The 24,100-nt window shown below is 58.5% G+C and carries 28 protein-coding genes; 25 read left to right on the top strand and 3 right to left on the bottom strand.

Annotated elements, in window-relative coordinates; translation table 11 throughout:
• The first annotated feature begins 91 nt into the window (after positions 1 to 91).
• From U367_RS01000000130005 to U367_RS0109415, 4 genes are read left to right on the top strand one after another with little or no spacing between them, the layout of a single operon-like run.
• Entirely contained in the window at positions 92 to 712 is a 621-nt protein-coding gene (locus tag U367_RS01000000130005; protein ID WP_084651056.1) for a terminase small subunit, read from the top strand.
• A complete protein-coding gene (locus U367_RS1000000130485) occupies positions 709 to 2,046 on the top strand; it encodes a terminase large subunit domain-containing protein (RefSeq protein WP_050587859.1) in 1,338 nt (445 codons plus the stop codon). The genes U367_RS01000000130005 and U367_RS1000000130485 overlap by 4 nt, the downstream gene beginning before the upstream one ends.
• Positions 2,046 to 3,506: a DUF4055 domain-containing protein gene (locus U367_RS0109420; protein WP_028616727.1), complete on the top strand. Its 1,461-nt coding sequence runs from the start codon at positions 2,046 to 2,048 to the stop codon at positions 3,504 to 3,506. The genes U367_RS1000000130485 and U367_RS0109420 overlap by 1 nt, the downstream gene beginning before the upstream one ends.
• Positions 3,424 to 4,515, top strand: coding sequence for a minor capsid protein (locus U367_RS0109415; RefSeq protein ID WP_032864176.1), 1,092 nt, complete (start codon positions 3,424 to 3,426; stop codon positions 4,513 to 4,515). Before U367_RS0109420 ends, U367_RS0109415 begins: the two co-directional genes overlap by 83 nt.
• A gap of 3 nt (positions 4,516 to 4,518) precedes the next feature.
• Here U367_RS0109415 and U367_RS0109410 read toward each other — a convergent pair whose 3' ends face one another.
• Entirely contained in the window at positions 4,519 to 4,884 is a 366-nt protein-coding gene (locus U367_RS0109410; RefSeq protein ID WP_028616725.1) for a hypothetical protein, read from the bottom strand.
• Positions 4,885 to 4,914: 30 nt separating this feature from the next.
• Between U367_RS0109410 and U367_RS0109405 the strand changes: the two genes are divergently transcribed.
• The 17 genes from U367_RS0109405 (at position 4,915) to U367_RS1000000131905 (ending at position 17,397) form a co-directional block, all read left to right on the top strand.
• On the top strand, positions 4,915 to 5,415 hold the full coding sequence (locus tag U367_RS0109405; protein ID WP_028616724.1) for a DnaT-like ssDNA-binding protein: 501 nt from the start codon (positions 4,915 to 4,917) through the stop codon (positions 5,413 to 5,415).
• A gap of 66 nt (positions 5,416 to 5,481) precedes the next feature.
• Complete coding sequence (locus tag U367_RS1000000130480; RefSeq protein WP_050587858.1) at positions 5,482 to 6,096, top strand: hypothetical protein; 615 nt, start codon at positions 5,482 to 5,484, stop codon at positions 6,094 to 6,096.
• Between the two features lie 88 nt (positions 6,097 to 6,184).
• Complete coding sequence (locus U367_RS0109395; protein WP_032864239.1) at positions 6,185 to 6,922, top strand: hypothetical protein; 738 nt, start codon at positions 6,185 to 6,187, stop codon at positions 6,920 to 6,922.
• 3 nt (positions 6,923 to 6,925) lie between these two features.
• Complete coding sequence (locus U367_RS0109390; protein ID WP_028616722.1) at positions 6,926 to 7,903, top strand: major capsid protein; 978 nt, start codon at positions 6,926 to 6,928, stop codon at positions 7,901 to 7,903.
• 55 nt (positions 7,904 to 7,958) lie between these two features.
• A complete protein-coding gene (locus U367_RS0109385) occupies positions 7,959 to 8,264 on the top strand; it encodes a HeH/LEM domain-containing protein (RefSeq protein ID WP_028616721.1) in 306 nt (101 codons plus the stop codon).
• 10 nt (positions 8,265 to 8,274) lie between these two features.
• The gene (locus U367_RS0109380; RefSeq protein ID WP_028616720.1) at positions 8,275 to 8,652 is read left to right on the top strand and encodes a hypothetical protein; all 378 of its coding nucleotides are present in this window, start codon (positions 8,275 to 8,277) and stop codon (positions 8,650 to 8,652) included.
• Positions 8,653 to 8,654: 2 nt separating this feature from the next.
• Positions 8,655 to 9,047, top strand: a complete 393-nt coding sequence (locus tag U367_RS0109375; RefSeq protein ID WP_028616719.1) for a hypothetical protein — start codon at positions 8,655 to 8,657, stop codon at positions 9,045 to 9,047.
• A gap of 1 nt (position 9,048) precedes the next feature.
• Positions 9,049 to 9,693, top strand: coding sequence for a hypothetical protein (locus tag U367_RS0109370; protein WP_028616718.1), 645 nt, complete (start codon positions 9,049 to 9,051; stop codon positions 9,691 to 9,693).
• Entirely contained in the window at positions 9,690 to 10,118 is a 429-nt protein-coding gene (locus U367_RS0109365; protein WP_028616717.1) for a phage tail terminator-like protein, read from the top strand. Before U367_RS0109370 ends, U367_RS0109365 begins: the two co-directional genes overlap by 4 nt.
• Before the next feature lie 39 nt (positions 10,119 to 10,157).
• Positions 10,158 to 10,817, top strand: coding sequence for a phage tail protein (locus U367_RS0109360; protein ID WP_028616716.1), 660 nt, complete (start codon positions 10,158 to 10,160; stop codon positions 10,815 to 10,817).
• Positions 10,818 to 10,826: 9 nt separating this feature from the next.
• Positions 10,827 to 11,207, top strand: coding sequence for a phage tail assembly chaperone (locus U367_RS0109355; RefSeq protein ID WP_028616715.1), 381 nt, complete (start codon positions 10,827 to 10,829; stop codon positions 11,205 to 11,207).
• A gap of 17 nt (positions 11,208 to 11,224) precedes the next feature.
• Entirely contained in the window at positions 11,225 to 11,530 is a 306-nt protein-coding gene (locus tag U367_RS0109350) for a DUF1799 domain-containing protein (RefSeq protein ID WP_032864175.1), read from the top strand.
• A 27-nt stretch (positions 11,531 to 11,557) separates the two neighbouring features.
• Positions 11,558 to 14,617, top strand: a complete 3,060-nt coding sequence (locus U367_RS0109345; RefSeq protein ID WP_028616713.1) for a phage tail tape measure protein — start codon at positions 11,558 to 11,560, stop codon at positions 14,615 to 14,617.
• The gene (locus tag U367_RS0109340; RefSeq protein ID WP_028616712.1) at positions 14,617 to 14,955 is read left to right on the top strand and encodes a phage tail protein; all 339 of its coding nucleotides are present in this window, start codon (positions 14,617 to 14,619) and stop codon (positions 14,953 to 14,955) included. The genes U367_RS0109345 and U367_RS0109340 overlap by 1 nt, the downstream gene beginning before the upstream one ends.
• An 11-nt stretch (positions 14,956 to 14,966) precedes the next feature.
• Entirely contained in the window at positions 14,967 to 15,719 is a 753-nt protein-coding gene (locus tag U367_RS0109335; protein ID WP_028616711.1) for a phage minor tail protein L, read from the top strand.
• 747 nt (positions 15,720 to 16,466) lie between these two features.
• Positions 16,467 to 17,231 carry a C40 family peptidase gene (locus tag U367_RS0109325; RefSeq protein WP_028616709.1) on the top strand — a complete coding sequence of 255 codons (765 nt, stop codon included), beginning with the start codon at positions 16,467 to 16,469 and terminating at the stop codon, positions 17,229 to 17,231.
• Between the two features lie 25 nt (positions 17,232 to 17,256).
• The gene (locus U367_RS1000000131905) at positions 17,257 to 17,397 is read left to right on the top strand and encodes a hypothetical protein (RefSeq protein ID WP_154670144.1); all 141 of its coding nucleotides are present in this window, start codon (positions 17,257 to 17,259) and stop codon (positions 17,395 to 17,397) included.
• Here the strand turns inward: U367_RS1000000131905 and U367_RS0109315 are convergent.
• Together U367_RS0109315 and U367_RS0109310 are read right to left on the bottom strand one after the other, a co-directional pair.
• Entirely contained in the window at positions 17,381 to 17,629 is a 249-nt protein-coding gene (locus U367_RS0109315) for a hypothetical protein (protein ID WP_028616708.1), read from the bottom strand. The two genes, U367_RS1000000131905 and U367_RS0109315, sit on opposite strands and share 17 nt — an antisense overlap.
• A gap of 91 nt (positions 17,630 to 17,720) precedes the next feature.
• Positions 17,721 to 18,032 (bottom strand): hypothetical protein, encoded by a 312-nt coding sequence (locus U367_RS0109310; protein WP_028616707.1) that lies wholly within the window; start codon positions 18,030 to 18,032, stop codon positions 17,721 to 17,723.
• Positions 18,033 to 18,240: 208 nt separating this feature from the next.
• On the opposite strand from U367_RS0109310, the gene U367_RS1000000131575 reads away from it, so the two are divergent.
• The 4 genes from U367_RS1000000131575 to U367_RS0109295 all read left to right on the top strand — a co-directional run bounded on the left by U367_RS1000000131575 (position 18,241) and on the right by U367_RS0109295 (position 23,843).
• Positions 18,241 to 19,131, top strand: a complete 891-nt coding sequence (locus tag U367_RS1000000131575; protein ID WP_152537907.1) for a hypothetical protein — start codon at positions 18,241 to 18,243, stop codon at positions 19,129 to 19,131.
• 62 nt (positions 19,132 to 19,193) lie between these two features.
• A complete protein-coding gene (locus tag U367_RS0109305; RefSeq protein ID WP_028616706.1) occupies positions 19,194 to 19,544 on the top strand; it encodes a hypothetical protein in 351 nt (116 codons plus the stop codon).
• Between the two features lie 61 nt (positions 19,545 to 19,605).
• Complete coding sequence (locus U367_RS0109300) at positions 19,606 to 20,217, top strand: tail assembly protein (RefSeq protein WP_028616705.1); 612 nt, start codon at positions 19,606 to 19,608, stop codon at positions 20,215 to 20,217.
• 59 nt (positions 20,218 to 20,276) lie between these two features.
• On the top strand, positions 20,277 to 23,843 hold the full coding sequence (locus tag U367_RS0109295) for a phage tail protein (protein WP_028616704.1): 3,567 nt from the start codon (positions 20,277 to 20,279) through the stop codon (positions 23,841 to 23,843).
• The last annotated feature ends 257 nt before the right edge of the window (positions 23,844 to 24,100 follow it).

The raw sequence follows: 24,100 nt of genomic DNA, 5'->3' as shown, positions 1-24,100 counted from the left end.
TCCATGATTGCGTTGGAGGTCACCATTACAGTTACTTACTCTCTGTTTCAAGGCCTTATTAAGCGAGGCAAAATCGTCTCAAGGAATCCCTATGGCGCTGACAGCAAAACAGCAGCGCTTTGTCGATGAGTACCTGATAGATCTGAATGCCACACAAGCCGCTACCCGCGCGGGTTACAGCAAGAAGACGGCGAACGAACAAGGTTCCCGCCTGTTAGCAAATGTTAGTGTCAGCGCGGCCATCCACCAGAGAATGAATGAACGCTCTGGAAGGGTAGAGATCACGCAGGATATGGTCCTCCGCGAGCTTGCAAAGATCGGCTTTAGCGACATTCGCAAGGTGGTTCGATGGGGTGAGACGCAGGTCCGCATGGTTGACGGCGATGAAGGTGAGGCTGAAGACATGGTTCCGTACCACGGTCTGGCTCTCATCGACTCTACCAGTGTGGATGACGCAACCGCCGCTGCAATTGCTGAGGTATCCCAGGGGCGCGACGGGCTGAAAGTTAAGCTGCACGACAAGAAGGGCGCTCTGGTCGATATAGGCCGGCACCTCGGTATGTTCACTACGCCAGGCCATGCCGAACTCGACGCTGAACTGAAGCGCCTCGAGGTCGAGAAGCGCCGCGCTGAGCTCAAGCTGATAGAGAAGGGCGGCGGCAACTCCAACGCCCAACTGCTGGCTGATCTGATCGCGAGGCTGCCGTCATGATCGCGAATACCGGCAATCTGATGCTGGATCGACAGCTGTCGCGTTGGTACCCGCTCAAGGATCACCCTGTACAGCTCGCCTTGGTTGCGGCTGTGTCGGAAGGCATTCGCTTCCCGCTGGTGCCTGCTGGTCGCCGGAGTGGCAAGACTGAGCGGTTCAAGCGCTTCCTCGTTAAGCAGGCCTCGGCCTACAACGGGATGTACTTCGCTGCGGCACCAACGCACGCCCAGGCTAAGAAGATCTTCTGGGATGACCTAAAGGCCTTCACGCTGAGTTGCATGCACAGCCGTCGGCCTTCTGAGTCTGACCTGATCATCTACCTGGACAACGGTAGCGAGATTCACGTCATCGGCCTGGACAAGCCGCAGCGGATTGAGGGTATTCCGTGGACTGGCGGCGGCATCGACGAGTTCGCCGACATCAAGCCGGATGCCTGGGAGGCAAACATTCTCCCGGCGCTGAATACCGTCAATCCCACCATGCCGGATTACCGGGCCTGGTGCTGGTTGCTGGGCGTGCCGGACGGCCTGAATCACTACTACGACCTGTGCATGCAGGCCGAGTCAGGCAACGACCCGAACTTTCGGGTGTTCCATTGGAAATCGGCCGAAATCCTGCCGGCCGACGTTATGGACGCGATGAAGCGAGCCATGTCTGCCAAGCAGTTCAAACAGGAATTCGAAGCATCGTTCGAAACGGCGTCTGGCCGGATCTACGAGGACTACAGCAAGGCGAACACCACGAATGCAGCCATTGAGCCGCATGAGCAACTGATGTGGATGCACGATCAGAACTTCACGCCTCTGTCATCTGCGATCGGTGTCCGGCGCAACGATGGCAAAGACCTCTATCTGCTGGATGAGATCGTGCTGATCAGCGCGGTATCGAAGCAGTCAGCTGCTGAGTTCGTGGACAAATTCAAGGATCACAAGAACAAGCACGTCCTGATCTACGGCGACCCGGCGGGCAAGGCTGGTGAGAAACACGGTCATGCGTCCGACTACACCGACATCGAGGGCGTGTTGAAGGCCAATGGCTGGACGTACACCCGTAAGGTCAAGCCTGCTCACCCATCCATCAAGGACCGGCAGAACGCTGTGCGGGCGAAGATCCTGACGTCGTCAGGAGAAACCAGCTTATTCATCAACCCGGCCACTGCTCCCTGGTGCCATAAGGGCTTGAGTACGGTTCAGCTTCAAATGGGCTCGACCTTCCAGGAAGACCAGAAGAACGACTACCAGCACATCACCACAGCGATCGGCTATTGCATCGACGTTGAGTGGCCGTGCATCAAACGCACAGGCGGAACACGCCGAATTGGAGGCTTGGCCTGATGCCAGTGCAATCGACAAACCCCGACTACGACGCGCACATCGCCGAATGGGAAATGATGGACGACGCGCTCGAGGGTGAGTGCGCCGTGAAGCGCAACGAGCGCAACCTTCCAAAGCCGAGCGGTATGGTCGAGGCTGAAAAGCTCGACGGCGCCGGCAACAAGTACCTGTACGAGAACTACACGAACCGGGCTCAGTACGAGCATTGGGTGCGCGACTCGTTGCGTTCGATGATGGGCCTGGTATCAAGGCTGATCCCGGAAATTGAACTGCCCTCTGGGCTAAAGGGGCTGGAGGACAACGCCACCGCTGACGGTTTCGGCCTGAAGCAGTTGTTCTTCCGCATGGTGCGTCAGGCTATCTCGCATGGCCGGGTGCCGCTGGTGGTGAACATCGATGAGAGTGGCGAGCCGTACTTTTCGACGTACGCCACGCGCAACGCGATCAACTGGGACACGGCTGATCAGGGTGGTCGGCAGGACCTGGTTCTCTCGGTGTTCCGCGAATTTCGCAAGAAGGGCGGCGACCGCTACAGCCATGACTGCGACACGGTGTTCCGCGAGTTCTTCATGCAAGGCAATATCTGCTACACGTCGGTGCGGAATGAGGGCGGTGAGCTGGTCGAGGACGAGAAACCGCTGGGCACCACCGGCACTGACAATCGTTTGATCAAAGGCCTGGCGTACCTACCAGTGATCTACTGCGGCTCGACCGACAACTCGCCGGAGGTGGACGAGGTGCCGCTGCTGACGATGGCGCGCGCTGCTTTGAAGTCCTATCAGATCAGCGCTGACTATTTCAGCTCTCTGCATCAGACCAGTCATCCGCAGCCTTGGGTTTCGGGTTTGGATGAGGCGGTAGAGTTGAGCGTAACCGGTCCTTCCGCTGCCTGGGATCTTGGGCCGAACGGTAAGGCTGAATACTTGGAGTTCAAGGGCACCGGCATTGAAGCCAACCGCAAAGCCATGGATGACCAGAAGAACGCCGCGCTTGAGGCTGGAGCCAAGGTCATGGATGTGGCCGGCACCGAGTCGGGTGAGGCGCGTAAAACACGCCAGAACGATCAGCACGCCACGCTGCACAGCATCGTCATCACGGTGGCCGAGGCGGTGGAGCAGGGCCTGCGGTACGCCGCCGAGTGGAAGGGCTACGACCCCAAGCAAGTCAAATTCAAGGTTAACCCTGAGTTCGTGACCCCGGTGGTCGACGCCCAAGTACTTGCCGAACTGCTCAAGGGCGTGATGGCCGGCACGATCAGTGCCGAAACCTACTGGCAGTACCTCACCACCGGCAAACTGCCGGACCGCCCATACGACGAAGAGGCCGATCTGATCAGCGATGAGCGCGAGTCGGCCGGCATCAACCTGGACAACGACGATGCCAACGACAAGCCTGGCGCAGGCCGACAGCCAACTGCTGGAGCAGACGACCCGCCACTCGGTAATGCTGGAGCGGCTTAAGGCCGGCGAGGTCAAGAAGTTCGAGAAGTACCTGCGCCAGATCGACAAGCTGGTGCGGGATCAACTCACCCGCAAGGAACTGACCACCTATAGCCGGGACCGCCTTGAGCAGTTCCTGGCCCGGGTGGACGGCAAGCTGCTGGAGATCTACAAGGCCTACGGCGATCTGGTGCAGGCCGATCTGGTCGACATCGCGCTGTATGAGTCGAGCTTTGAGGCCAAAAGCCTGAGCAATGCACTCTCCTTAGACGCGGTGGTGCCGACAAACACGGTTATCCGTGCAGCGGTGTTCTCCTATCCGCTGCAGGTGAAGGGCATCGATGGCGGAAAGCTGTTGAAGAGCTTCGTCAGCGGCTGGACGCGGACCGAGACGATGCGCGTCACGAACACTATCCGGCTCGGCTTCGGCCAGGGCCAGACCAATGCCCAGATCATCCAGGCGATTCGCGGTACCGCGGCGCAGAACTTCACGGACGGCGTCCTGGCGGTGAGCAACCGCAATGCTGCCGCCGTGGTGCAGACGGCAATCCAGCACGTAGCCACCACGGCACGAATGGAGACGCTAAAGGCCAACAGCGACGTGGTGCTGGGCTATCGCTGGGTGTCGACGCTCGACCGCAAGACCTCGCAGCAGTGCAAGGGCTTGGACGGGATGCGCTTCGACCTGGGCAAAGGTCCGCTGCCACCAGCGCACATCAACTGCCGGTCAACTACGGTGCCGACCACCAGGCTTTCGGAGATGTTCGCGAAGGACGCCACGCGCTCCTCGGTGGGCGATAATGGCGGGGCCCAAGTCGACGCAGGCCTGAATTATTACGAGTGGCTGGCAACGCAACCGGCGAGCTTCCAGGATCATGCTCTAGGGCCGGTCCGGGGTAAGTTGTTCCGCGACGGTGGGTTGACGCCGGAGAAGTTCGCCAAGCTGCAACTTGATAAATCGTTCAAGCCGTTGAGCCTGGCACAACTGAGGGCGGCCGAGCCAGACATGTTCATACGCGCGAATCTTTAGGTGTCAGCCTAAGATGCTACCTGGCCAATCACGCGATACGTTATTGAGCATGGGAGGTTCTTTCCCGATAAAAATTCGTAGGGATCCGACTTTGTAATCTCCGGGAATGTCAGAGCGCATCAGTACGTGCGGGTCTTCTCCTTCTTGGAACTCATAAGTAGCAATTCCAACCTCGCACCGTGCCTCATTCAGAATGAGCGGCGAACACTCTTCAGTAAGCTGAACCACTACAGGGGCGCTTGACTGTGTCAAGACGCCTTGGAATCCGATGAGAGTTTTCAGGCCGGATTTGTGGCGTATGCAGAAAAGAAGTGCGCCATCTTCACAGCCTTTTGTGGGGTAAAGTTCGCTTAAGACAAAGCGGTACATTTTTCTTCCTTAATTGAGTATTTTGGCGAGATGCTTATATCTGAACGAGTGCTGGTAGTCGAGCATGGTCAGGGGAGTAGGTTTTCTAATAGCTTCGTGCCGCTCGAGAAGCTGACCTTCTACCGCGACTACTACGGGTTCCGGATACCTGAAGCTGAGGCTGAGCAGGTCGAACTGCTGCTACGCGCTGCGGCCGACATCAACGGTCGCCAGTGGAAAGGGCGCAAGGCCAATCCTGATCAGGCTATGGCCTGGCCTCGGCGTGACTGCAAGATTGAATACCAGACGCTCTCCGAGACGTTCGTGCCCTTTGAGCTTGAGTGGGGCCAGGTGCGGTTGGCGGTTGAGTTATATGCCGCCGAGCAGGGCTTCCAGATCGAAGAGCCGACGCATTGCACTGAGCTGAATGGCCGGCGCACGAGGCTCAACCGCGATACGCCAGGCTTTCGCATGCGGCCGCCGCCATACGCGCCGAGCAGGACACAATTCGCCGATTACCTAGTCATGCGTGGGTTGACTGTCGTTGAGTAGAGTGCGAAGCGATTGGCCGGTAGCGTGCTGGCTGCTATAAGCTCCTGCTATTTAGGGAGCTAGTTAATGAATTGGATGGCAGTGCTGATCGCGGCGCTAATATGCCTCATTTGCGGGATGCTTGGACTTACCGCAGGCATCAATCTTAACTCTACGTCGACTGTTTCCTACGTTTGGGATTGGAATACCGCTGGAAGCTGGGTCTCTGGGGTGGGAGCTCTGCTAGCCGTTCTTGCTAGCCTATGGATGGCTAACCGCGGCGAGAGAATTCAAGCGGAAAGAGAGAAGGAAAATCTGAAGATTGATGTAAGGGTGGGCGGCATGTTTGCGCATCTGCACATCGTTTCTCTCGGACATTACCCGGTAACAGTAAAGACCGTGCTTATTGGTCGTTCGACCAAAAACGCCATCAGCCCCGTCCTTAACGATTCTTCGGGAGATCAAATTATATTTCCCGTTCGTTTGGGCTTTAGGGAGGAAATACATGCCAGTTGGCGGTCAGATCAGGCCAAACAATTAGTAACGATCGTAAATTGGTTGCAGCCCTTCACCCTAAATGAATTGACGATCGAAGTAATCACATCGATGGATGTGTACGTTATGCCCGTGGATGCCAACTTCATTGCCTGGCTACAGGATGCAGCCAACAGGCATGATATTAATCTTCTAAGCCCGCATTGACTTTATCGATGCAAATTCCAAACCTCGGCCATGCCGGGGTTTTTTTATGCCTGCAAAGCGGGCCGACCAAACCCAAGGGGTGCACCAAGTGGCAGACGAAAACCAGATTGATCTTGAAGACCCGGCAGTTCAGACCGCCATTGCTGCAGCTGTCGAGGCTGCGACTCTGGGCCTCAAGAACAAAAATACCGAGCTGCTTGGCTCGCTCCGGACCACCAAAACCGAGCTGGACGGCTTCAAGTCCCAGTTTGAGGGCCTGGACATCGCCGCCGTGAAAGGGCTGCTGACCAAGGTTGGCCAAGATGAAGAGACCAAGCTGATTGCGGAGGGCAAGCTGGACGAGGTGATCACCCGCCGTACCGAGCGCCTGCGCACCGACTACGACACCAAGCTGGCCGCCGAGAAGGCGCGAGCCGACAAGGCCGAGCAATTCGCAGCCAAGTACAGCGACAAGGTGCTGGCCGATTCCATCCGCGCTGCTGCCATCAAGGCCGGCGCGCTGCCTGAGGCTGCCGAGGACATCATCTTGCGCGCCCGGGGCACTTTCAAACTCAGTGAAGATGGTGAGGCAATTGCCACCGACCGTGACGGCGAGGTCGTTTACGGGAAGGACGGGAAAACCCCGCTGTCGCCGCTCGAATGGGCGGAATCGCTGCGTGAAACAGCAACACACCTGTGGCCAAGGGCTCAGGGTGCCGGGCCGACCGGTGATCAAGGTGGCAAGGCCACGAAAAAGTGGGGTGAGTACACGGAAACCGAGCGCGCTGCGATCGCCCGTGACAATCCCGATCTCTTCAAGAAAATCCAGGCCACCAAAGGAACCTAATCCATGCCAACTACCCAATTAACCGACATCTTCGTCGGCGACTACTACGCCTCTCTGGCACCGGTTAACAGCCCGGAAAAGACCGCTGTGTACGAGTCGGGCATCGTGACTCGCTCCCCTGTACTGGATGCAATCGCCTCCGGCAGCCAGGGCACCGCCGAAATCAGCTACTGGCAGGATCTCAACGCTGATGAAGCCCCGAACATCAGCAACGACGACCCGAACGACCAGGGCGAAGTAGGCAAAGTCACTCAGGACAGCATGCGTGCCCGGGTTCTGTACCTCAACAAAGGCTACGGCGTCACCGACCTGACCGCTGAGCTGGCGAACACTGAACCTCAGCAGCAGATCCGCAACCGCTTCGGCACCTACTGGACCCGCCAGTGGCAGCGTTACACCTTGGGCGCAGCTCGCGGCATCATCGCTTCGAACATCGCGAACAACGGTGGTGACATGGTCATCGATGCGGGCGCGACCATCAGTGCGAACGCCTTCCAGGATGCCGCGTTTACCGCCGGCGATGCGGCCGACCAGTTCGGCGCGATCGGCGTGCACTCGGTGGTGATGAACCAGATGGTCAAGCAGGACCTCATCGAGTACCTGCGTGACTCAGACGGCAAGATCATCCTGGCCACCTACCTTGGCAAGCCAGTGTTCATGGACGATGCCCTGGTGTATGGCGCGGGCAAGTACCTGTCCGTGTTCTTCGGCCAGGGCGCTTTCGGCTACGGCGAAGGCACTCCGAAGGTGCCGGTAGAGCTGGAGCGTAAGCCTGGCGGTGGTAACGGCGGTGGTGCCGAAGTGCTGTGGGAGCGGAAGACCTACATCCTCCAGCCCGCCGGCTTCAGCTGGAAGGGGTCCGAGGCTCAGAACCTCAGCCCAACCGCGACTCAATACGCAGCTGCTGCGAACTGGCAGCGCGTGTTCAGCCGCAAGCAGGTCCCATTCGCCGCTGTGATCAGCGGTACCACGACGCCGTAATTCGGCCCACACAGCCCGGCGCCCATATGGCGCCGGGATGCTTTTGAGGTGACTCATGAAAGTGATCTACACGGACAAGCCGGGCAAAGAGCGCGGCGTTTGCTACCGCCTGCTGAGCGAATTCTTCGGTGTCATCGGCTCTGCTACCCAAGTGGTAGTTGAGGGTGACGCCCCTGAAATCTTCGACGCCTACCAATCGGCCGGCATCAAGGTGTCAGACGGCAAGGAGCCAGAGAGCAAAGAAACCGACCCTCTGAAAATGAAGGTCCCCGAACTGAAAGAATGGCTGACCGAAAAGGGCATTGCCTTCGACCCGTCCGCCAAGAAAGAAGACCTGCAGGCCCTGGTGCCAGCGGAATAAGGACAAGCATATGACCGACTTCATCACCGTTGCCGATGTTGACGCCCAGCTCGGTCCTGACTGGGCCGGCACCGGTGATCCGGTCCTTGCTGTGGTCATGGCCAACGCCTGGCTCACAGCCAAGATTAAGCGCGCTGTTCCCGATCCGGTTCCGACCGAGATCAAAACAGCTGGCGCCCAGGTCGCCAAAGAGGCGGCCGCGGGCAAGCTGTACACGTCCACGCAGAAGGAAGTGCAGAGTAAGACGGTCTCGGCTCAGTCCGGCACATCGGTGAGCAAGACCTACGTGGCAGGCTCTGCCGATCAGTCGGCCGGTGTGAACTTCGCCCTGGCGCTGCTGGCCCCGTGGATCACGCGCTCCGGCGTGATGATGCTGAAGAGGGTCTGACCGTGGGCATGCGTGAAGAGATCCAGTCAGAACTGGCCGAAGCGTTCGACGATCCCGATGGCCTGGCCGACGCAGTCAAACCGCTCACAGGCGTGCGCAAGGTGGCGGGTGAGTATGACCCCGACCTAGGTGGCGAAACGCCTGAGACCACCGTGACGTACTCGGGCCGCGGCGTTCTTGGCAGCTACTTGTCCAAAGAAATCGACGGCTCCCTCATCCAGACCCGCGACAAGAAGCTGCTGGTGCTGCAAAACGAGCTGTTCGTGTTGGAGGCCGGCGTTCCGACGGCGGTACCGGCTGCCCCGGCCATTGGCGATATCGTCAACGGGCTGCGGGTGATGAGCGTGTCTGCGGACCCTGCTGATGCAACGTGGACGGCGCAACTGAGGAAATGACATGGCGACCCAATCCGGCAGCTTCGCCCTGAGCCTGGCCGAGTTCGCCGCCCAGGCCAGTGAAGCAATCGACGCGAGCCTGCGTGAAATCATCATCGAGATTGGCAGCAGCCTCATCCGTATGTCGCCGGTGGGCAACCCTGATATATGGGCTGCGAACGTCGCACACCGCGAATCCAATGCCCGCGCTGCCGATGACTACGACTTCAACGTCGCCGTCCGCAACACGCTCATCAACCTGACCGAATCGAACTTCACGAAGGCGGGCAGTCTCAAGCGCGGCGTCAAATACGCCAAGCCGCTGACAAAGACTGAGCGCGACCAGAATTTCAACGTGAATGGCCTGGTGGCCGGTCAGGACTATGTCGGCGGCCGCTTCCGGGCGAACTGGAATTTCTCTATTGGCTCTGTCGACAACAGCTTCCGCATTCACCCGGACCCGACAGGGGCAGAGGCGACTGCGCGGCTTGTGGCGGGCGCCATTGAGTTCAAGGCCGGCGAAACGGCTTTCATCGTAAACAACTTGCCCTACGCGATTCCGCTGGAGTTCGGCCATTCAACCCAGGCCCCCGGCGGTATGGTGAGGGTTACCGTGGCTCGCTTTCAGCAGATCGTGGTTGAGGCCATCAGGAACAACAAGGTATGAGTCACGCACGAGCCCGTCAGGCCATCGAAACGAAGCTGGCTGCATGGGCGGCTGCGCGCCCGATACGAGTGGCCTACCCAAACCAGCCTTTTACACCAAGCGCTTCTGAAACGTATCTGCGAGCCTTCCAACTGCCGGCCAGCACAACCTGCCGCTATCTCGGCGGGGAGGCTTACGAATACGCCGGTGTTTATCAGGTCAGCATCGTCTGCCCCTCTGCGCAGGCCATGGTCACCGCCGAAGCGCTTATTGACGAACTGACCCGGCTGTTTCGCGTCGACACGCCACTGGCCCGCAATGGTTTCGAGGGCTTGGTCACCGAGCCAGTAGATCAAGGTCCAACTATTACCGAGTCGGCGACCTACACGGTCCCGGCCAGCTTCACCTATCTGGGTGTCGCAGACCAACCGCCCGCTGGGGCATAACCTACCGCCGTCAGGCGGGCACTCAAGAGGAAATACACCATGGCTGCACGCTTCCCGCTGCCGAACGGCGCTGTGCTGGAGATCGCCAGCGTTTTGGGATCTGCTGTCCCATTCACCGCCTTGACCAATGCCAAACCTCCAGTCGCTGCATCTGTTGGACACAGCATTGAAATGGGCGACATCTTGCTGGTCAACTCTGGCTGGGCGCTCATCAATGACCGCGCTGTAAAAGCATCCGGGATTACTGCCGATGCCTTTTCCTTGGCTGGCCTCAATACCACCAACACCGACAAGTACACCGTCGGCGCAGGTGCCGGCTCAGTGATTCCTGTATCCGGCTGGACGCAGATCTCGAAGGTCACGTCCTTCACATCTTCCGGCGGCGAGCAGCAGTATCAAACTGTCGGCTACCTGGAGGATGATGACGACAAGCAGTTCCCCACCAACCGCAACCCGACCACGATCACTATCGTGGTGGAGGATCAACCCACGGCGCAGTACGTCGAAACCGTCGAAGGGTACGACGACACCAAGGAGCTGGCGGTGGTCCGCATGAAGCTGCGTAACGGCGATCAGATCCTCTATCCGGGCTATGTGAGCATCACACCCGACCCGACCATGGAGCGCAACAACGTCATGACGCGCACCATCAGTATCGGGCTTTCGGCTCGTTCGCTTCGCTACCTGGCTGGCGCATAAGGACTTCTCATGGCAAAGATCAGGATCGCCCAGAACCCAACATTCAAGGCATTCGTGTTGATCCCGGTAGTTGGGGAGGAGCCCGAGAAAATCGAGTTCACCTTCAAATATCGGGATCGCCCGGGACTTGCAGCCATGTTCGATGATTGGAGCGCAAAGGGAAAGGAGATGCGCGCCAGTTTCGGTGAAGGCACCACTCTGTCTGATGTCGTTTCGGCCGAGACCGAGCTTCAGGTGCAGCAGATCAAGGATCTCGTTGTTGGCTGGGGTTTTGATGACAAGTTCGACGACAAGAGCATCCAGGCTCTTGTTAAATCGTGCTATGGCACCGCCGAAGCGGTAGTGAGCGCCTATCAGAGCGCTTTTAGCCAGGCCCGCCTGGGAAACTGATATCGGCAGCCAAAGCCATGTACGAAAGTGGCCCATCTGCTGAGCAGTTGGGTGTTCTCGGGCTGACGGCTGCCGACCTTGATGATGAAGATGTCGAGGTCTGGCCCTGCAACTGGCCGGCCTTCCTGCTTTTCAACCGCATGTCCACCCAGTGGCGAGCAGGCGCCGGCGGCGCGATCGGTCTCGACTACAGCTGCATTCGCGACGTGGCCGGTTTCCTCGGCATCAAGAAAAAGAAACTCGCTGAAATGTTCCCTGACCTTCAGGTACTGGAAGGCGAAGCCCTGCGCGTTATGGCGGAGGAAAGGGAAAACAGCCCGTAACCACGGGCACTTATTCAAGGTGAGTCGATGAACATTGCAGAACTCGGCGTCAAGATCGACTCGGCCGATGCAATCCAGGCCAAGACGAGCCTGGATGAGATGGCGAAGGCCGGCGGCCGGGCCGAGCAGTCCGCTGTTTCGCTGATGAACGAAATGCAGGCCCTGGAAAAATCGCTGTCCACTAGCGCCAAAACCACCCAGGACCTGGCAAAGCAGCGTGACGCTCTCGCCAAGCTGACCAAGACCGGCGCCTATGGCGAGGCCGAGGCGGCGAAGATCTCCGCTCAACTGGACAAGCAGCAGATCGCCCTGGCCAAGTCCGCCATGGACGAGCAAAAGGCCCTGAATAGCCTGCTGGGTGCCATCGACCCGGCCCGCGCTGCGCTGGCGAAGCTGGATACCCAGGTCGAGCAACTGGGCAAACACCTGGACGAAGGGCGGCTGAGTCAGGAGGACTACAACAAAGCCCTGGGCAAGATCGATAAGGATTACGCAAAGCTCGAAAAGACCACCACCGGTTTCGACAAGCTGCGGCTCGGCACGCGCCAGGCGCAGGAAAACGTAGTTCAGCTCGGTAACGCGCTGTCGTCGGGCGACTGGGGCAGTGGCATGCGTGCCGTGGCTCAACTGGGCGCCGGTGCAGGTGCGGGGGCTGCTGGGCTTCTCGCCATTCTGGCGCCGCTGGCCCTGGCTACCGCCGCCGTGGGCGGACTGGCAGTCGCCTACTACAAGGGCGGCGAAGAACAGGACCGTTACAACAAGTCGCTGATCCTCACTGGCAACTACGCCGGCGTGAGCGCTGGGCAACTGGGCGATATGGCGCGGCAGGTCAGCGCAACCGTGGGCACCACCGGCCAGGCCGCCGCAGTGCTGGCGATGCTGGCGGAGAACGGCAAGATCGTCGGCGAGAGCTTCACTGAGATCACCCATGCCGCAGTATCAATGCAGGAAGCCACCGGCAAGGCGGTTAGCGAGACGGTCGCGGAGTTCGTGAAGCTGTCCGGCGACCCGGTTAAGGCCTCCGCCGCGCTGAACGAGCAGTACCACTACCTCACTGCCTCGGTTTACTCGCAGATTGCCGCGCTGGAAGAGCAGGGCGACCACGCTGGAGCCGTGAAGCTGGCCACCGAGTCTTACGCCGATGCGATCAATGAGCGTACGCCGAAGATTCTGGAAAACCTTAGCTTTTGGGAGCGCGCATACAACGCTGTCGCCAAGGCAGCTGACGGTCTCAAAAACGCCGGGCGGCGTGACATCAATTCGGACATCGAGAATGCCAGGTCGGACCTGCTCGAAGCCCAGAACATGGACGGTTTGTTTCAGAACCAAAAGTCCAAGGATGCACTGATCGAGTTCCGGCAGAACCGCCTGAACATGCTGGAGGACGAGAAAGCCGCCCAGGCCGACATCGCCAAGTGGGAGGGTGATCAGGCCAAGGCTCAAGGCGCGGCTGTCACGGCAATGACGAAGGTCGACGCATTGACCAAGTCGTCGCTGACCAATGAGCAGAAGCGGACCAAGGAGCTTGAGGACTATAAGCAACAGCTCGACGACATCCGCAAGGTAGCGCCGAACGATCCTCGCCTTGCCCAGGCAACGGTCGACAAAAACATTGCCAACATCAACGACAAGTTTAAGGATCCGAAAGCAACTGGTACCCAGGTAGACCTAACCAGCTTCAACAGTGCCAAGAACGACCTAGCAGCGGTCACCGACACCTACAAAAACTACCAGAAGGAACTGGAAGCGGCGCAGAAGGCAGGCCTGCTGTCGGAGGAAGAGTATTTGCTGCGGCGCCAGGCGCTGATCGGCAATCAGCTCGACCAGACGACGGCGGCCTATGAGGCTGAGATTGCGGCGCTGGAGGCAGCCAAGGGCAAGAAGATTACGTCGGCCGCGCAAAGCATTCAGCTGGACCAGAAGATCGCTGACGCGCGGGCAGGGATGGTCAAGGCGCAGAAGGATGCCGACAGCCAGCTTGAAGTGCTCGCTACCAACGAAACCGGGCGCCTGGCAAAGCAGGAGCGGGCGATCAGCACGTACGTGCAGGCGCTGGGGCAGCAGCAACGGGCTTTGCAACTCGCGGGCCAGCGCGCAGTGCTCGGCGTTGGGCAGGGCGATCGCCAGAACGCGCTCAGCGTTGAGCTGAACAGTCAGCAAGATCGGTTCGCTCAGCAGTCGCTGGAATTGGCCAACCAGAAGTCCGACCCTTCCCGAAACATGTCGGAGGAAGAGTTCAAGCGCAAGTCGCAGGCGCTCGCAGACGCGAACAAGGCTGCGACTGATCAAATCCGGCAGAACTATGCGGATGTGGAGGCCGCCCAGGGTGATTGGACGAAGGGGGCTACAGCAGCCTGGGACAACTACTTGGATTCGGCAGCCAACATCGCCGGCCAGACCAAGAGCTTGTTCGGCAACGCCTTCAGCTCCATGGAGGACTCAATCGTCAATTTTGCCATGACCGGCAAGCTGTCCTTTGCCGACTTTACCAAGTCGATCTTGGCGGACATGGCACGCATAGCAACTCGTCAGGCCAGCTCCGCTTTGCTGGGCAGTCTGGTGGGAGCTGCGGCCAGTTATTTCGGGGGTAGTGCTGCAGGAGGTGGTAATGGTCTCGCGGCAGGTTCCGCTGGCGCGGCGTCGTCGAACCTCGGCGCCTCGGCGGCTGGTTACTCCAACACCTACTTCCCGCAAGCCACTGGCGGCGCTTGGTCGGGCGGCGTGCAGCTGTTTGCCGATGGCGGCGCCTTCACGAACTCAATCGTCAGCAAGCCCACGGCGTTTGGCATGGCCAACGGCAAGACAGGGGTTATGGGTGAGGCAGGGGAGGAGGCGATCATGCCACTGACCCGGACATCCAGCGGGAAGCTTGGCGTTATAGCTGCCGGCGGCGGATCTGGCTCAACGCAGATCAACGTCGAGGTGCACATCGATGGCGAGGGCAACGCCTCGTCTTCGGCTGATGCTCCAGGCTATGACCTGTTCGGCAAGGAACTGGCCGCGTTTGTTGAGCAGAAGTACCAGCAGATGCGCAACAAGGACATGGGCCAGGGCGGCGTCATCAACAAAGCAATTAAGGGGCGCTGATGGCTATCGAACGATTCACCTGGGCGACGGAGAAGGGCGCGGAAGGCGATATCGCCCAGCGTGTTCGCTCCAAGCAGTTCGGCGATGGATATGAGCAGTCGGTAGAGGATGGCCTCAACAATCGGTCGCAATCCTGGCCCGTGACCTTTACCGGCTTGAAGCCGCGCATCAAAGACATCATGGCGTTCCTCGACCGCCACAAGGGGGCGAAGGGCTTCCTCTGGGAGCCGCCCCTGGGTGAGCTTGGCCTCTACAAGTGCAACGGCTACAAGCCAGTGCACCGCGGCGGCCAGGTCTACGCCATCACCGCCACCTTCCAGCAAACCTTTCATCCCTGAGATAACCGCCCATGGCACTGATCACGGACATCCAGAAACTGGAGCCCGGCGGCGAGATTCGCCTGTTCGAAATTGATGGGACCGAATATGGCGCGGATTACCTGCGCTTCCATGGGCACGCCATTCCGCACACGCCTGAGGAATTGCTGGCCTACGAAGGTTCGGAAGAAGACCTGCCTGCCAAGTCGATTATCTGGCAGGGACAGGAGTACGCGGCCTGGCCGGTGCAGATCGAGGGTATCTCTTCGAGCAGCGACGGCACCGCCTCTCGGCCGACTTTCGCCGCAGGCAACGTCAACGGGCGCGTAACGGCGTTGTGTCTGGCCTTCGAGGACATGCTCAAGTTCAAGCTGACGGTTCGCGAAACCCTGGCCCAGTACCTGGATGCAGCGAACTTCCCAGAGGGCAACCCAACTGCTGATCCGACTCAGGAAGCGCTGGAGATCTGGTACATCGACCAGAAAACCAGCGAGGACGGTGAGGTGGTTGTCTGGGAGCTGTCTTCGCCGGGCGAGATCGACAACCACGGACTTCCCGGCCGACAGATGACGACGCTGTGCCATTGGAGCATGACAGGGGGATATAGAGGCCCTGATTGTGGATACATCGGCCCGTACCGTGACATTGATGGAAACCTCACGGACGACCCAGCAAAGGACGACTGCGATGGATGCCTTTCGACTGGTTGTAAGGTGAGATTCGGAGAGCACGAAGAACTCCCATTTGGGGGGTTCCCAGCTGTGAGCTTGATCGCTCGCAGTTGATACAATAGGGCCTCAGTTCTACGGCACGGAGGTCATTGATTCGGGCTGCTGCTTTTCTTCCAGGTGCAGGGGTTAATCATGAAGAACTTTAAAGATTTTTCGGGTAGTCAATTTGTTCGATGGACCGTAATCCAAGAGAACGAAAGCAGAGGTGGACGGCGATATTTTTTGTGCCGCTGCGACTGCGGAAAAGAGGCTTCGGTTCTTCTCTACAGCCTGACGTCTGGGGCATCAAAGTCTTGTGGCTGCTTACAGAAGGAGGTCGCTTCTAACACTGGCAGAACTCATGGTTACAGTGACCACCCTCTTTACCATACTTGGATTTGCATGCATTACCGTTGCTCAGACCCCGGGTATGTCGATTATCCGAAGTATGGCGCGAGGGGCATCTCCGTCTGCGATAGGTGGTCTGACTTCAATCTGTTCGTTTTTGACATGGGTGATAGGCCGGACGGCATGACCCTTGACCGTCGTGACAACGATGATGGGTATTATTTGGAAAATTGCCGCTGGGCAACTGCAGAGCAGCAGAACAGAAATCGTCGCAATAGCCATATGATCACCGCATTCGGCCAAACCCTCAGCTTGGCTGAATGGGTGGAGAAGACTGGCATCGGACGTTATGCAATTCGCGGCAGATTACGGGGAGGCTGGGAGCCCGAACGGGCTCTATCCACTCCCGTAGACCATTCAAGAAAAATAGTTTAACCAAGGGCGCTACGGCGCCCTTTTTAGTGGGCGCTAAAAATGCGAAAACATATCGTCTCAGCCATCCAGGCGCACGCGGCGGCGGAGTATCCGCGCGAGTGCTGTGGCCTGCTGCTGGCCGATGGCCGGGCGCAGAAGTACTTCCCGTGCAGGAACATCGCCACGGAGCCCAACGAAGAGTTCCGGCTGGATCCAGAGGACTACGCCGCGGCGGAGGACTTGGGTGAGGTGATCGGCATCGTTCACTCACACCCGGACGCCACCAGCAGACCGTCACCGCACGACCTGGCCATGTGCGAGGCCACGGTCTTGCCCTGGCACATTTTGTCCTGGCCCGAGGGCGACATGCGCACGATCACACCAACGGGCAGCACGCCGCTGCTCAAGCGCCCGTTTGTGCATGGGGCCTGGGATTGCTGGCAGGTTTGCGCTGATTGGTATTCCCGTGAGTGGGGCCTTGAGTTCGAAGCCTTCAAGCGCACCGATGGTTGGTGGGAGAGTGCGGAGAGCGCGAGCCTTTACGAGCAGCACTACGAGGCGGCCGGGTTTGTGCGTGTCGACCGTCCGCAGCGCGGTGACATGATTGTTATGCAGGTTGGCCGGACGGCTCACCCAAACCACGCTGGCATATACCTGGGCACCGATCCGTCGCTACCTGGCGAAGAGTCGGGCGCTTTCGGCCCTGGACCGTTCCTGCTGCACCACCTGTATGGCAGGCCGTCCGAGATCATCGTATATGGCGGGCCCTGGCACGACCGAACGCGGCTGATCCTCAGGCACAAAGACGCTAAACAACCAACATGACGCGGCATGGCCGCAGGAGCAGGATATGAATCAGCCGTTTGAAGTAGCTGAAGACGGGAAAGTGCGCATTGCCGGAACCGTGATTTGCGACGATTGGAGGGTGCTGATGGTCAAGCACCCTCAAACCGGTGTTTATTACGCAGCCGGCATTAAGCTCGGCCGGTAATCGCTTGGGATAAGCTGTCTAAGTAGCTATCGTGCAGCCCTTTATCGATGCCCTCGAACCTTTCTGCCTTCAGATTTTGAAGATCTTGGGAAATTACGTTCGCTATTGCATCGTTGCCAAATGCAAGTCGACGCCCGAGAACTGCTGCCGCATTCATGTTGAAAACAATTGCAGTCTTGAGTGCTAGCTCTAATTCTTCTAGGCGTTGATCGACTGTTTTCTGATTACTCACATTGACCTCCAGGTCATAAACGCGCCGACATTGGCGCAACCCCGTCCTTGGGCTTGCAGGCGAAGGACTGGGGAATCCTTAACCGTCCGCTCTATGGAAGTAGGCGGATATCGTGGCGCAGAGCAAGTTCGTCAGCGGTATCGCTTAAGTCAGCCTGGTTCGAGCTTTCAATGGCGTCAGCTATACCCCTGAAGATTTCCTTGGCCTCTTCGCTTAGCTCATAGGGCGTCTTGTCGTTCTCGTCGACTCTTATATGTTTGTCACATATTTTGACTATCGGGATTTTTGTTTCAATCAGGTTTCCGACTATCACTTCCCTGGCTTTGTAATGCTCATCAAGAGAGGCGCCAGCGTTATCTACGGCATCGCGAATTAGCTTCGCTTTCTGTCTGTTAGTGGTCATTGGCCTTCCGGACTGGCTTGTTTGAAGGCATAAAGCTACTACGACCCGATCAATGTGGGTTACTGGCATTCCATCCACGCTGGATGCCTGGCCAGGTCGATTTCCTTCCAGATAGATTCGATGTGCTGATCTGTCTGACCGTCTGGCTAATTTCGATAGTGCCCACTATTCTCGGTGAAAATGGCATATCGCCATCGCGGAGGCGGTCATGAGAGCTAGCTTGGTATTGACAGGTACGATTTTGCTATCAGCTTGCACAACCGATCGAATGACCGACCCAGCGATTGTGACTTCGGTTAACGAGAAGTCAGAGTTTACAACTCTGACTACAACTGCCGACCGCAGGATATTTATCATAAACAACGTCACCAATCGGACGTGTGGCGAGCCACCTGCTGGAGTGGCGGAAAACATCAGTGCAAGTTTGAGCAATTCACTTTCCGTAGCGTTAAAAACGCAGGCAGGCGACCCGTCAGCAAAAAATTCATTTGCTGAAAGCGCGGCGAAAACCGTTGCCAACGTATCGCAAAAAACACAGGGATTGATGCTTTACGAAGCCATGTCCTCAGGCCTCTGCATGGCCTTCGCTAATGATCCAAAAATGACAGCAACTCAATATATTGAATCACTGATAAATGCAGGAAAAGTGACTGCCCCCCTTATTGAATTGGAGCTGGCGGCAAGCAAAGGGAAGATTGGGCCTACAGAAAAAACACTCGAACCCGGCGGTGCCACAAAACCAGCACCGGTCGCAGTCTCAGGAACAGGCACGTCTGCTGATGGCGCAACTGCCGCCGCGGTGGCTGCAGGCTCTACTGCGGTAGCTCTTGCCACACAAAGCGCGGAAGCGGGCCAGGCGGCGGGAGTTGCTATATCCGAGTCGATGCCAATAGGTGCATCAACAGCTGAACAGCAATCAGTAGTAAAGCAAGTCACGGCACAGACAGTCACTCAAGTGAGTGGTAGTTCAAAAGAGGGTCAAAAAGCTGCAAAAAATGCGGTAGATACTCTTTCACAGTCATCCAGCGATGCCATTGACAAAGGCGTCACGCGAAACGTTTTGAATGCTCTCGAAAATATGAATCGGTCTCTTAAGTAAGACTGGATTTCATGCAACCGGTCCCCAGTGCTACAGTCCCGCCAAACCAAAGAGGGGACGACATGCGGATTTTGATAGCGGTGGCAGCGGTGGCGATACTGGCGGGGTGTATGGCACCAACGATGAATGAGGCCCGTAACGAAGGCCCATACAAGGTTCTCGCATCGAAGAAGACCGATGCTGCACTGGCTAAATGCGTGCAGTACGAATGGCAGAACCAGTCGATCTTCGGCGGCACACCTGGCGCAACCCTTCAGCCTGGCCGCGACACCGGATACACGGTATTCACCGAGGGGTCGCAGTACTTCGTTGACATCCATCCCAAGGGCTCGGGGTCCGAAGCGAAGTATTACGTGGTGGTCGGCAACTGGATTGCGAATAAGCGGTTGGCCGCGCTGCAAGGCTGCCTATAGCCCGCACCACTTCATCAAAGGCTCGCTTCGGCGGGCTTTTTTATTGTTCGGAGAAAACTCAATGGCAGCACTCGCCATCAATTATCAGCCCATGACCACGATTCTGCTTTATGGGCAGCTCCGGCAGTTTGGCCGCTCTTTCCGAATGGCTGTGAGCACTCCGGCCGAGGCCGTGAAAGCGCTCTGCGTCCAAATCCCAGGATTCGAACGGTTCCTGTCCAATGCTAAATCCAGGGGTATTGAGTTCGCGGTTTTCCGAGGCAAGACGAACCTGGCTGAGAAAGAGCTTGGCTTCGTTGGCGCCGGAGATATCCGCATTGCTCCCGTGATCACCGGCAGTAAGCGCGGCGGGGCGCTGCAAACCATTATCGGCGCTGTACTGATTGTTGTCGGCCTTGTCATCACCGGCGGCACTTTTGGCGCGGGTGCGCCATTCGGTTCTGCGCTGATCATGATGGGCGGATCTATGGTGCTGGGCGGTGTGATTCAAATGCTTAGCCCGCAGGCCGGCGGCCTCAAGACCAGCGCCGCGCCAGAAAATACGCCTGGCTATGCCTTCGGCAGCGCCAAGAACACCACGGCATCGGGTAACCCGGTCCCGCTCTGCATCGGCGAGCGCCGCTGGGGCGGGGCGATCATCAGTGCCGCCATCTACGCCGAAGACCAGATGTAGCCAATACCTGAAGCACAGCAGCCGCCCGTGAGGCGGTTTTTTATTGCCTGGAGAAAAGTATGGGCGCAGCACGCAAGATTGAAATCCACGGCGCCAAGGGCGGCGAAGATAAGCCAAAAACGCCAACGGAGGCCCCGGACAGTCTGCGCTCAGTCGCTATTGCCAAGATGCTCATCGCTATCGGTGAGGGTGAATTCGAAGGCACGCCGACCGCCCAGGACATTTATCTCGACAACACCCCACTGCAAGACCCCCAGGGCAACATGAACTTCCCGAACGTAAAGTGGGAGTGGCGCACCGGGGCGGTGGACCAGACCTATATCCAGGGGATCCCGTCGGTCGAGAACGAAACCACAATCAGCACTGAGCTGCGCAGCGGCACGCCATGGGTCCGGGCGATCAGCAACACCCAGCTTTCCGCCATTCGTGTTCGCTTCGCCTGGCCAGCGCTTCAGTCCGTAGACGCTGGCGGCAACATCAACGGCTACCGTATTGAGTACAAGGTCGAGGTGGCCACCGACGGCGGTACGTATCAGCAGGTGCTGAGTGAGGCTGTAGACGGCAAGACCACCAATACCTACGAACGTACCCGTCGTATCGATTTGCCCCGGGCAGCCACTGGCTGGCTGATGCGAATCACCCGACTGACCGCCAACCAGAACAGCCCGGCCAAATTCTCCGACATCATGCAGATTGCCGGCTTCACCGAGGTGATCGACGCCAAGATCCGCTACCCGAACACCGCTCTGCTCTACATCGAATTTTCCGCCGAGCAATTCCGCAGCATTCCGGCGGTTACCGTCGGCTGCAAGGCTCGAAAGTGGCAAGTCCCGAGCAACTATGACCCCGTGTCGCGCACGTACAGCGGCATCTGGGACGGGACCCTCAAGGAGGTATACACCAACAACCCGGTTTGGGCTACGTACGGAATCACCACGGTTGACCGCTTCGGATTGGGCCGTCGCATCAAGCCGTGGATGGTGGACAAGTGGGAGCTGTACCGGATTTCGCAGTACTGCGACCAGCTGGTGCCGGATGGGAAGGGCGGCCAGGAGCCTCGCTTCATCTGCAATCTGAACCTACAGAGCAAGGCTGACGCCTGGTCACTGCTGCGTGACATCTCGGCGATCTACCGAGGCATGACCTATTGGGCCCAGGGCCAGGTATTCACGCTGGCGGACATGCCGCGCGCCACTGACTTCGACTTCGCCTACACCCGGGCGAACGTGATAGATGGCAAGTTCACCTATTCCAGCGCATCGGAGCGCACCCGCTACAGCCGCGCGCTGGTGAGCTACGACAACCCGCTGAACAACTACGACACCGACGTCACCGCAGTGACTGACCAGAAGCTGCAGCGGCGCTACGGCGATAACCCGCTGGAGATCAGTGCCATCGGCTGTACGCGAGAATCCGAGGCCCAGCGCCGCGGTAAGTGGGCACTGCTCACGAACTCTAAGGACCGGGCTGTAAATTTCAAGGTGGGTCTGGACGGCCGCATTCCGCTGCCTGGATACGTGATCCCAATCGCTGATGAACTGCTGGCCGGTCGGCCTGTGGGTGGACGCATCTCGGCAGTGAACGGCAAGGTCATCACCCTAGACCGAGAAACCCAGGCGAAGCCCGGCGACCGGCTGATCCTCAACCTGCCAGACGGCAAGTGCGAGGGGCGGACCGTGCAACTTGTAAGCGGCAAGCAGGTCACCGTGACCGTGGCTTATTCCGTGCCGCCTGAGCGCGAACTTGTTTGGGCGCTGGATGCAGATGACCTGGCCATCCCGCTATACCGGGTGGTCAGCGTGGCGCGGCCGGAGCCTGGCGTGTTTGAAATCTCGGCCGTGCAGTACGACCCCAGCAAATTTGCTCACATTGACACCGGCGCGCGCCTGGAAGAAAGGCCAATCAGCGTTGTCCCGATCACCGTAGTCCCGGCACCGGCAAGTGTGACGCTGACGTCGAGCTACGCCGTGAATCAGGGTATCGCCATCAGCACCATGAACATTTCGTGGCCCGCTGTTGCTGGCGCGGTTGCTTATGACGTGGAGTGGCGCAAGGACAGCGGCAACTGGATCAAGCTGCAGCGCACGGGCGCGACGAGCGTTGATGTCACCGGCATTTACTCGGGCGCCTATCTGGCCCGTGTTCGATCGGTGAGCGCCTTCGAGATATCTTCAATCTGGAAGAACTCCAACCTGACCAACCTAGAAGGGAAGGTCGGACTGCCGCCTGCGGTGGCGTTCTTGACCACCACCAGCGAGCTGTTCGGCATCGGCATCAAGTGGGGCTTCCCCGCCGGCGCCGAAGATACCCAGCGCACCGAGCTGTGGTACGGCACGGCCAACAACTTGGCGGCAGCCTCCAAGCTGGCCGACCTGGCGTATCCGCAGGCCGACTACCGGATGCAGCAACTGCTGGCGGGGGCGACGTTGTTCTTCTGGGCTCGCCTTGTGGACCGGACTGGCAACATCGGTCCGTTTTATCCGGTGGGTAACGGAGTGATGGGCAGGGCCAGCTCCGATGCTGGCCCGGTTCTTGACCTGGTCGCCGGCAAGATTGGCCGGACCGAGCTTGGTCAGGACATCGTGAGCCAGATCGACAAGATCCCTGGCCTGCAGGATCAGATCACCGCGCTTGGTGGGTTGAAGGCCTACAACAAGGATGCCACCTACCTCAAAGGGCAGATGGTTGTAGAGGGCAGTCGAATCTACCAGGCCGCCCAGGCTGTACCGAAGAACCAGCCGCCGCCGAACATCACCTACTGGCTCGATGTTGGCCAGTCGGTAGAGACGGCGAACGGCCTGGCTCAGCAGGTCTCCACCAACACCGCCGATATCACCAAGCTTGACGGTGTGGTGACGGCCTCGGCGTCGAGCCTTCAGGTCTTGCAGGCGGCGTATAGGGATGACAACGGCGAGGGCGAGCTTGCGGATGCGCTCCAGGGCTTTAACGCCAAGGCCAGCTTTGCGGAGGAGGTGAAGACGCAGGCCACTAAGAACGCGGCAATGGTGCAGCGTACGACCGAGTTGGCCGCCGCAGTGGGTGATGTCAGTGGCTCTGTGACCGAGTTGGAAAGCGTTGTGGTCACTGACCGCCAAGCCACGGCCCAGGCCATCCAGCAGATTGGTGTGCAGATCGGTGATAACTCAGCGTCCATCCAGACGGTAAGCCAGGCCCAGGCCAGCACCGATGGCAAGCTTTCCACCATCTGGTCCGTGAAGATGGAGCTTTCCTCGAGTGGTAAGCCGTATGCAGCAGGATTTGCATTGGGCCTAGAAACAGGTCCTGGCGGTACGACATCCAACTTTGTCGTCAGAGCTGACACGTTCGCCGTGATGAATACCAACGCTCAAAACCCCGAGTCGTTTTTCGCGGTTACGGGGGGGCAGACCTTCATACGATCGGCGTTCATCCAGGACGGCAGCATCACCATGCTGAAGATCGGAGAGGCGCTGCAGTCCGACAACTATGTCGTCGGTGTTCAAGGATGGCGCCTCGATAAAGCTGGCAACCTGGAGTTTAACGGCCCGGCGCCTGGTGGTGGTCGCCTGACGATGACCAATCGTGCAATCAAGGTGTACGACGAAAACAACGTCAAGCGGGTGCAGCTAGGGGATCTGACAGCATGATCGGAGGAATCAGAATATGGGGGCCTACGGGCCTCCTTGAATTGGATGAGAACTCATTCACCGTGAGGGTTGTTTATTCAGCACTCATTGGCACGGCGGGCGTGAGTACCTTTGTTTCCATACCTGGCGTGAATCCCTCTACTCACATCGGTATATGTTTGCCTAATGGGCAGTACTCGGGCGACCCATCTGGACAAGACGCAAGTTTGTCTCAGTTCGATGTGCAGATGCTTACGGGCGGCGTTCAAGTTTGGTTT

The organism is Pseudomonas canadensis, from assembly GCF_000503215.1.
Taxonomy (GTDB): domain Bacteria; phylum Pseudomonadota; class Gammaproteobacteria; order Pseudomonadales; family Pseudomonadaceae; genus Aquipseudomonas; species Aquipseudomonas canadensis.
Note: the sequence above shows the minus strand (reverse complement) of the source record. Positions and strands in the feature narration are given on the sequence as shown.

Bases quoted from the DNA above. Each gene is read 5' to 3' on its own strand.
- U367_RS1000000131575 (WP_152537907.1), top strand. From the start codon at position 18,241: ATGAGAGCTAGCTTGGTATTGACAGGTACGATTTTGCTATCAGCTTGC.
- U367_RS1000000131905 (WP_154670144.1), top strand. From the start codon at position 17,257: ATGAATCAGCCGTTTGAAGTAGCTGAAGACGGGAAAGTGCGCATTGCC.
- U367_RS0109310 (WP_028616707.1), bottom strand. From the start codon at position 18,032: ATGACCACTAACAGACAGAAAGCGAAGCTAATTCGCGATGCCGTAGAT.
- U367_RS0109335 (WP_028616711.1), top strand. From the start codon at position 14,967: ATGGCACTGATCACGGACATCCAGAAACTGGAGCCCGGCGGCGAGATT.
- U367_RS0109300 (WP_028616705.1), top strand. From the start codon at position 19,606: ATGGCAGCACTCGCCATCAATTATCAGCCCATGACCACGATTCTGCTT.
- U367_RS0109295 (WP_028616704.1), top strand. From the start codon at position 20,277: ATGGGCGCAGCACGCAAGATTGAAATCCACGGCGCCAAGGGCGGCGAA.
- U367_RS0109420 (WP_028616727.1), top strand. From the start codon at position 2,046: ATGCCAGTGCAATCGACAAACCCCGACTACGACGCGCACATCGCCGAA.
- U367_RS0109350 (WP_032864175.1), top strand. From the start codon at position 11,225: ATGTACGAAAGTGGCCCATCTGCTGAGCAGTTGGGTGTTCTCGGGCTG.
- U367_RS0109360 (WP_028616716.1), top strand. From the start codon at position 10,158: ATGGCTGCACGCTTCCCGCTGCCGAACGGCGCTGTGCTGGAGATCGCC.
- U367_RS0109365 (WP_028616717.1), top strand. From the start codon at position 9,690: ATGAGTCACGCACGAGCCCGTCAGGCCATCGAAACGAAGCTGGCTGCA.
- U367_RS0109410 (WP_028616725.1), bottom strand. From the start codon at position 4,884: ATGTACCGCTTTGTCTTAAGCGAACTTTACCCCACAAAAGGCTGTGAA.
- U367_RS0109405 (WP_028616724.1), top strand. From the start codon at position 4,915: ATGCTTATATCTGAACGAGTGCTGGTAGTCGAGCATGGTCAGGGGAGT.
- U367_RS0109390 (WP_028616722.1), top strand. From the start codon at position 6,926: ATGCCAACTACCCAATTAACCGACATCTTCGTCGGCGACTACTACGCC.
- U367_RS0109385 (WP_028616721.1), top strand. From the start codon at position 7,959: ATGAAAGTGATCTACACGGACAAGCCGGGCAAAGAGCGCGGCGTTTGC.
- U367_RS01000000130005 (WP_084651056.1), top strand. From the start codon at position 92: ATGGCGCTGACAGCAAAACAGCAGCGCTTTGTCGATGAGTACCTGATA.
- U367_RS0109340 (WP_028616712.1), top strand. From the start codon at position 14,617: ATGGCTATCGAACGATTCACCTGGGCGACGGAGAAGGGCGCGGAAGGC.
- U367_RS1000000130480 (WP_050587858.1), top strand. From the start codon at position 5,482: ATGAATTGGATGGCAGTGCTGATCGCGGCGCTAATATGCCTCATTTGC.
- U367_RS0109305 (WP_028616706.1), top strand. From the start codon at position 19,194: ATGCGGATTTTGATAGCGGTGGCAGCGGTGGCGATACTGGCGGGGTGT.
- U367_RS0109355 (WP_028616715.1), top strand. From the start codon at position 10,827: ATGGCAAAGATCAGGATCGCCCAGAACCCAACATTCAAGGCATTCGTG.
- U367_RS1000000130485 (WP_050587859.1), top strand. From the start codon at position 709: ATGATCGCGAATACCGGCAATCTGATGCTGGATCGACAGCTGTCGCGT.
- U367_RS0109345 (WP_028616713.1), top strand. From the start codon at position 11,558: ATGAACATTGCAGAACTCGGCGTCAAGATCGACTCGGCCGATGCAATC.
- U367_RS0109380 (WP_028616720.1), top strand. From the start codon at position 8,275: ATGACCGACTTCATCACCGTTGCCGATGTTGACGCCCAGCTCGGTCCT.
- U367_RS0109415 (WP_032864176.1), top strand. From the start codon at position 3,424: ATGCCAACGACAAGCCTGGCGCAGGCCGACAGCCAACTGCTGGAGCAG.
- U367_RS0109325 (WP_028616709.1), top strand. From the start codon at position 16,467: ATGCGAAAACATATCGTCTCAGCCATCCAGGCGCACGCGGCGGCGGAG.
- U367_RS0109370 (WP_028616718.1), top strand. From the start codon at position 9,049: ATGGCGACCCAATCCGGCAGCTTCGCCCTGAGCCTGGCCGAGTTCGCC.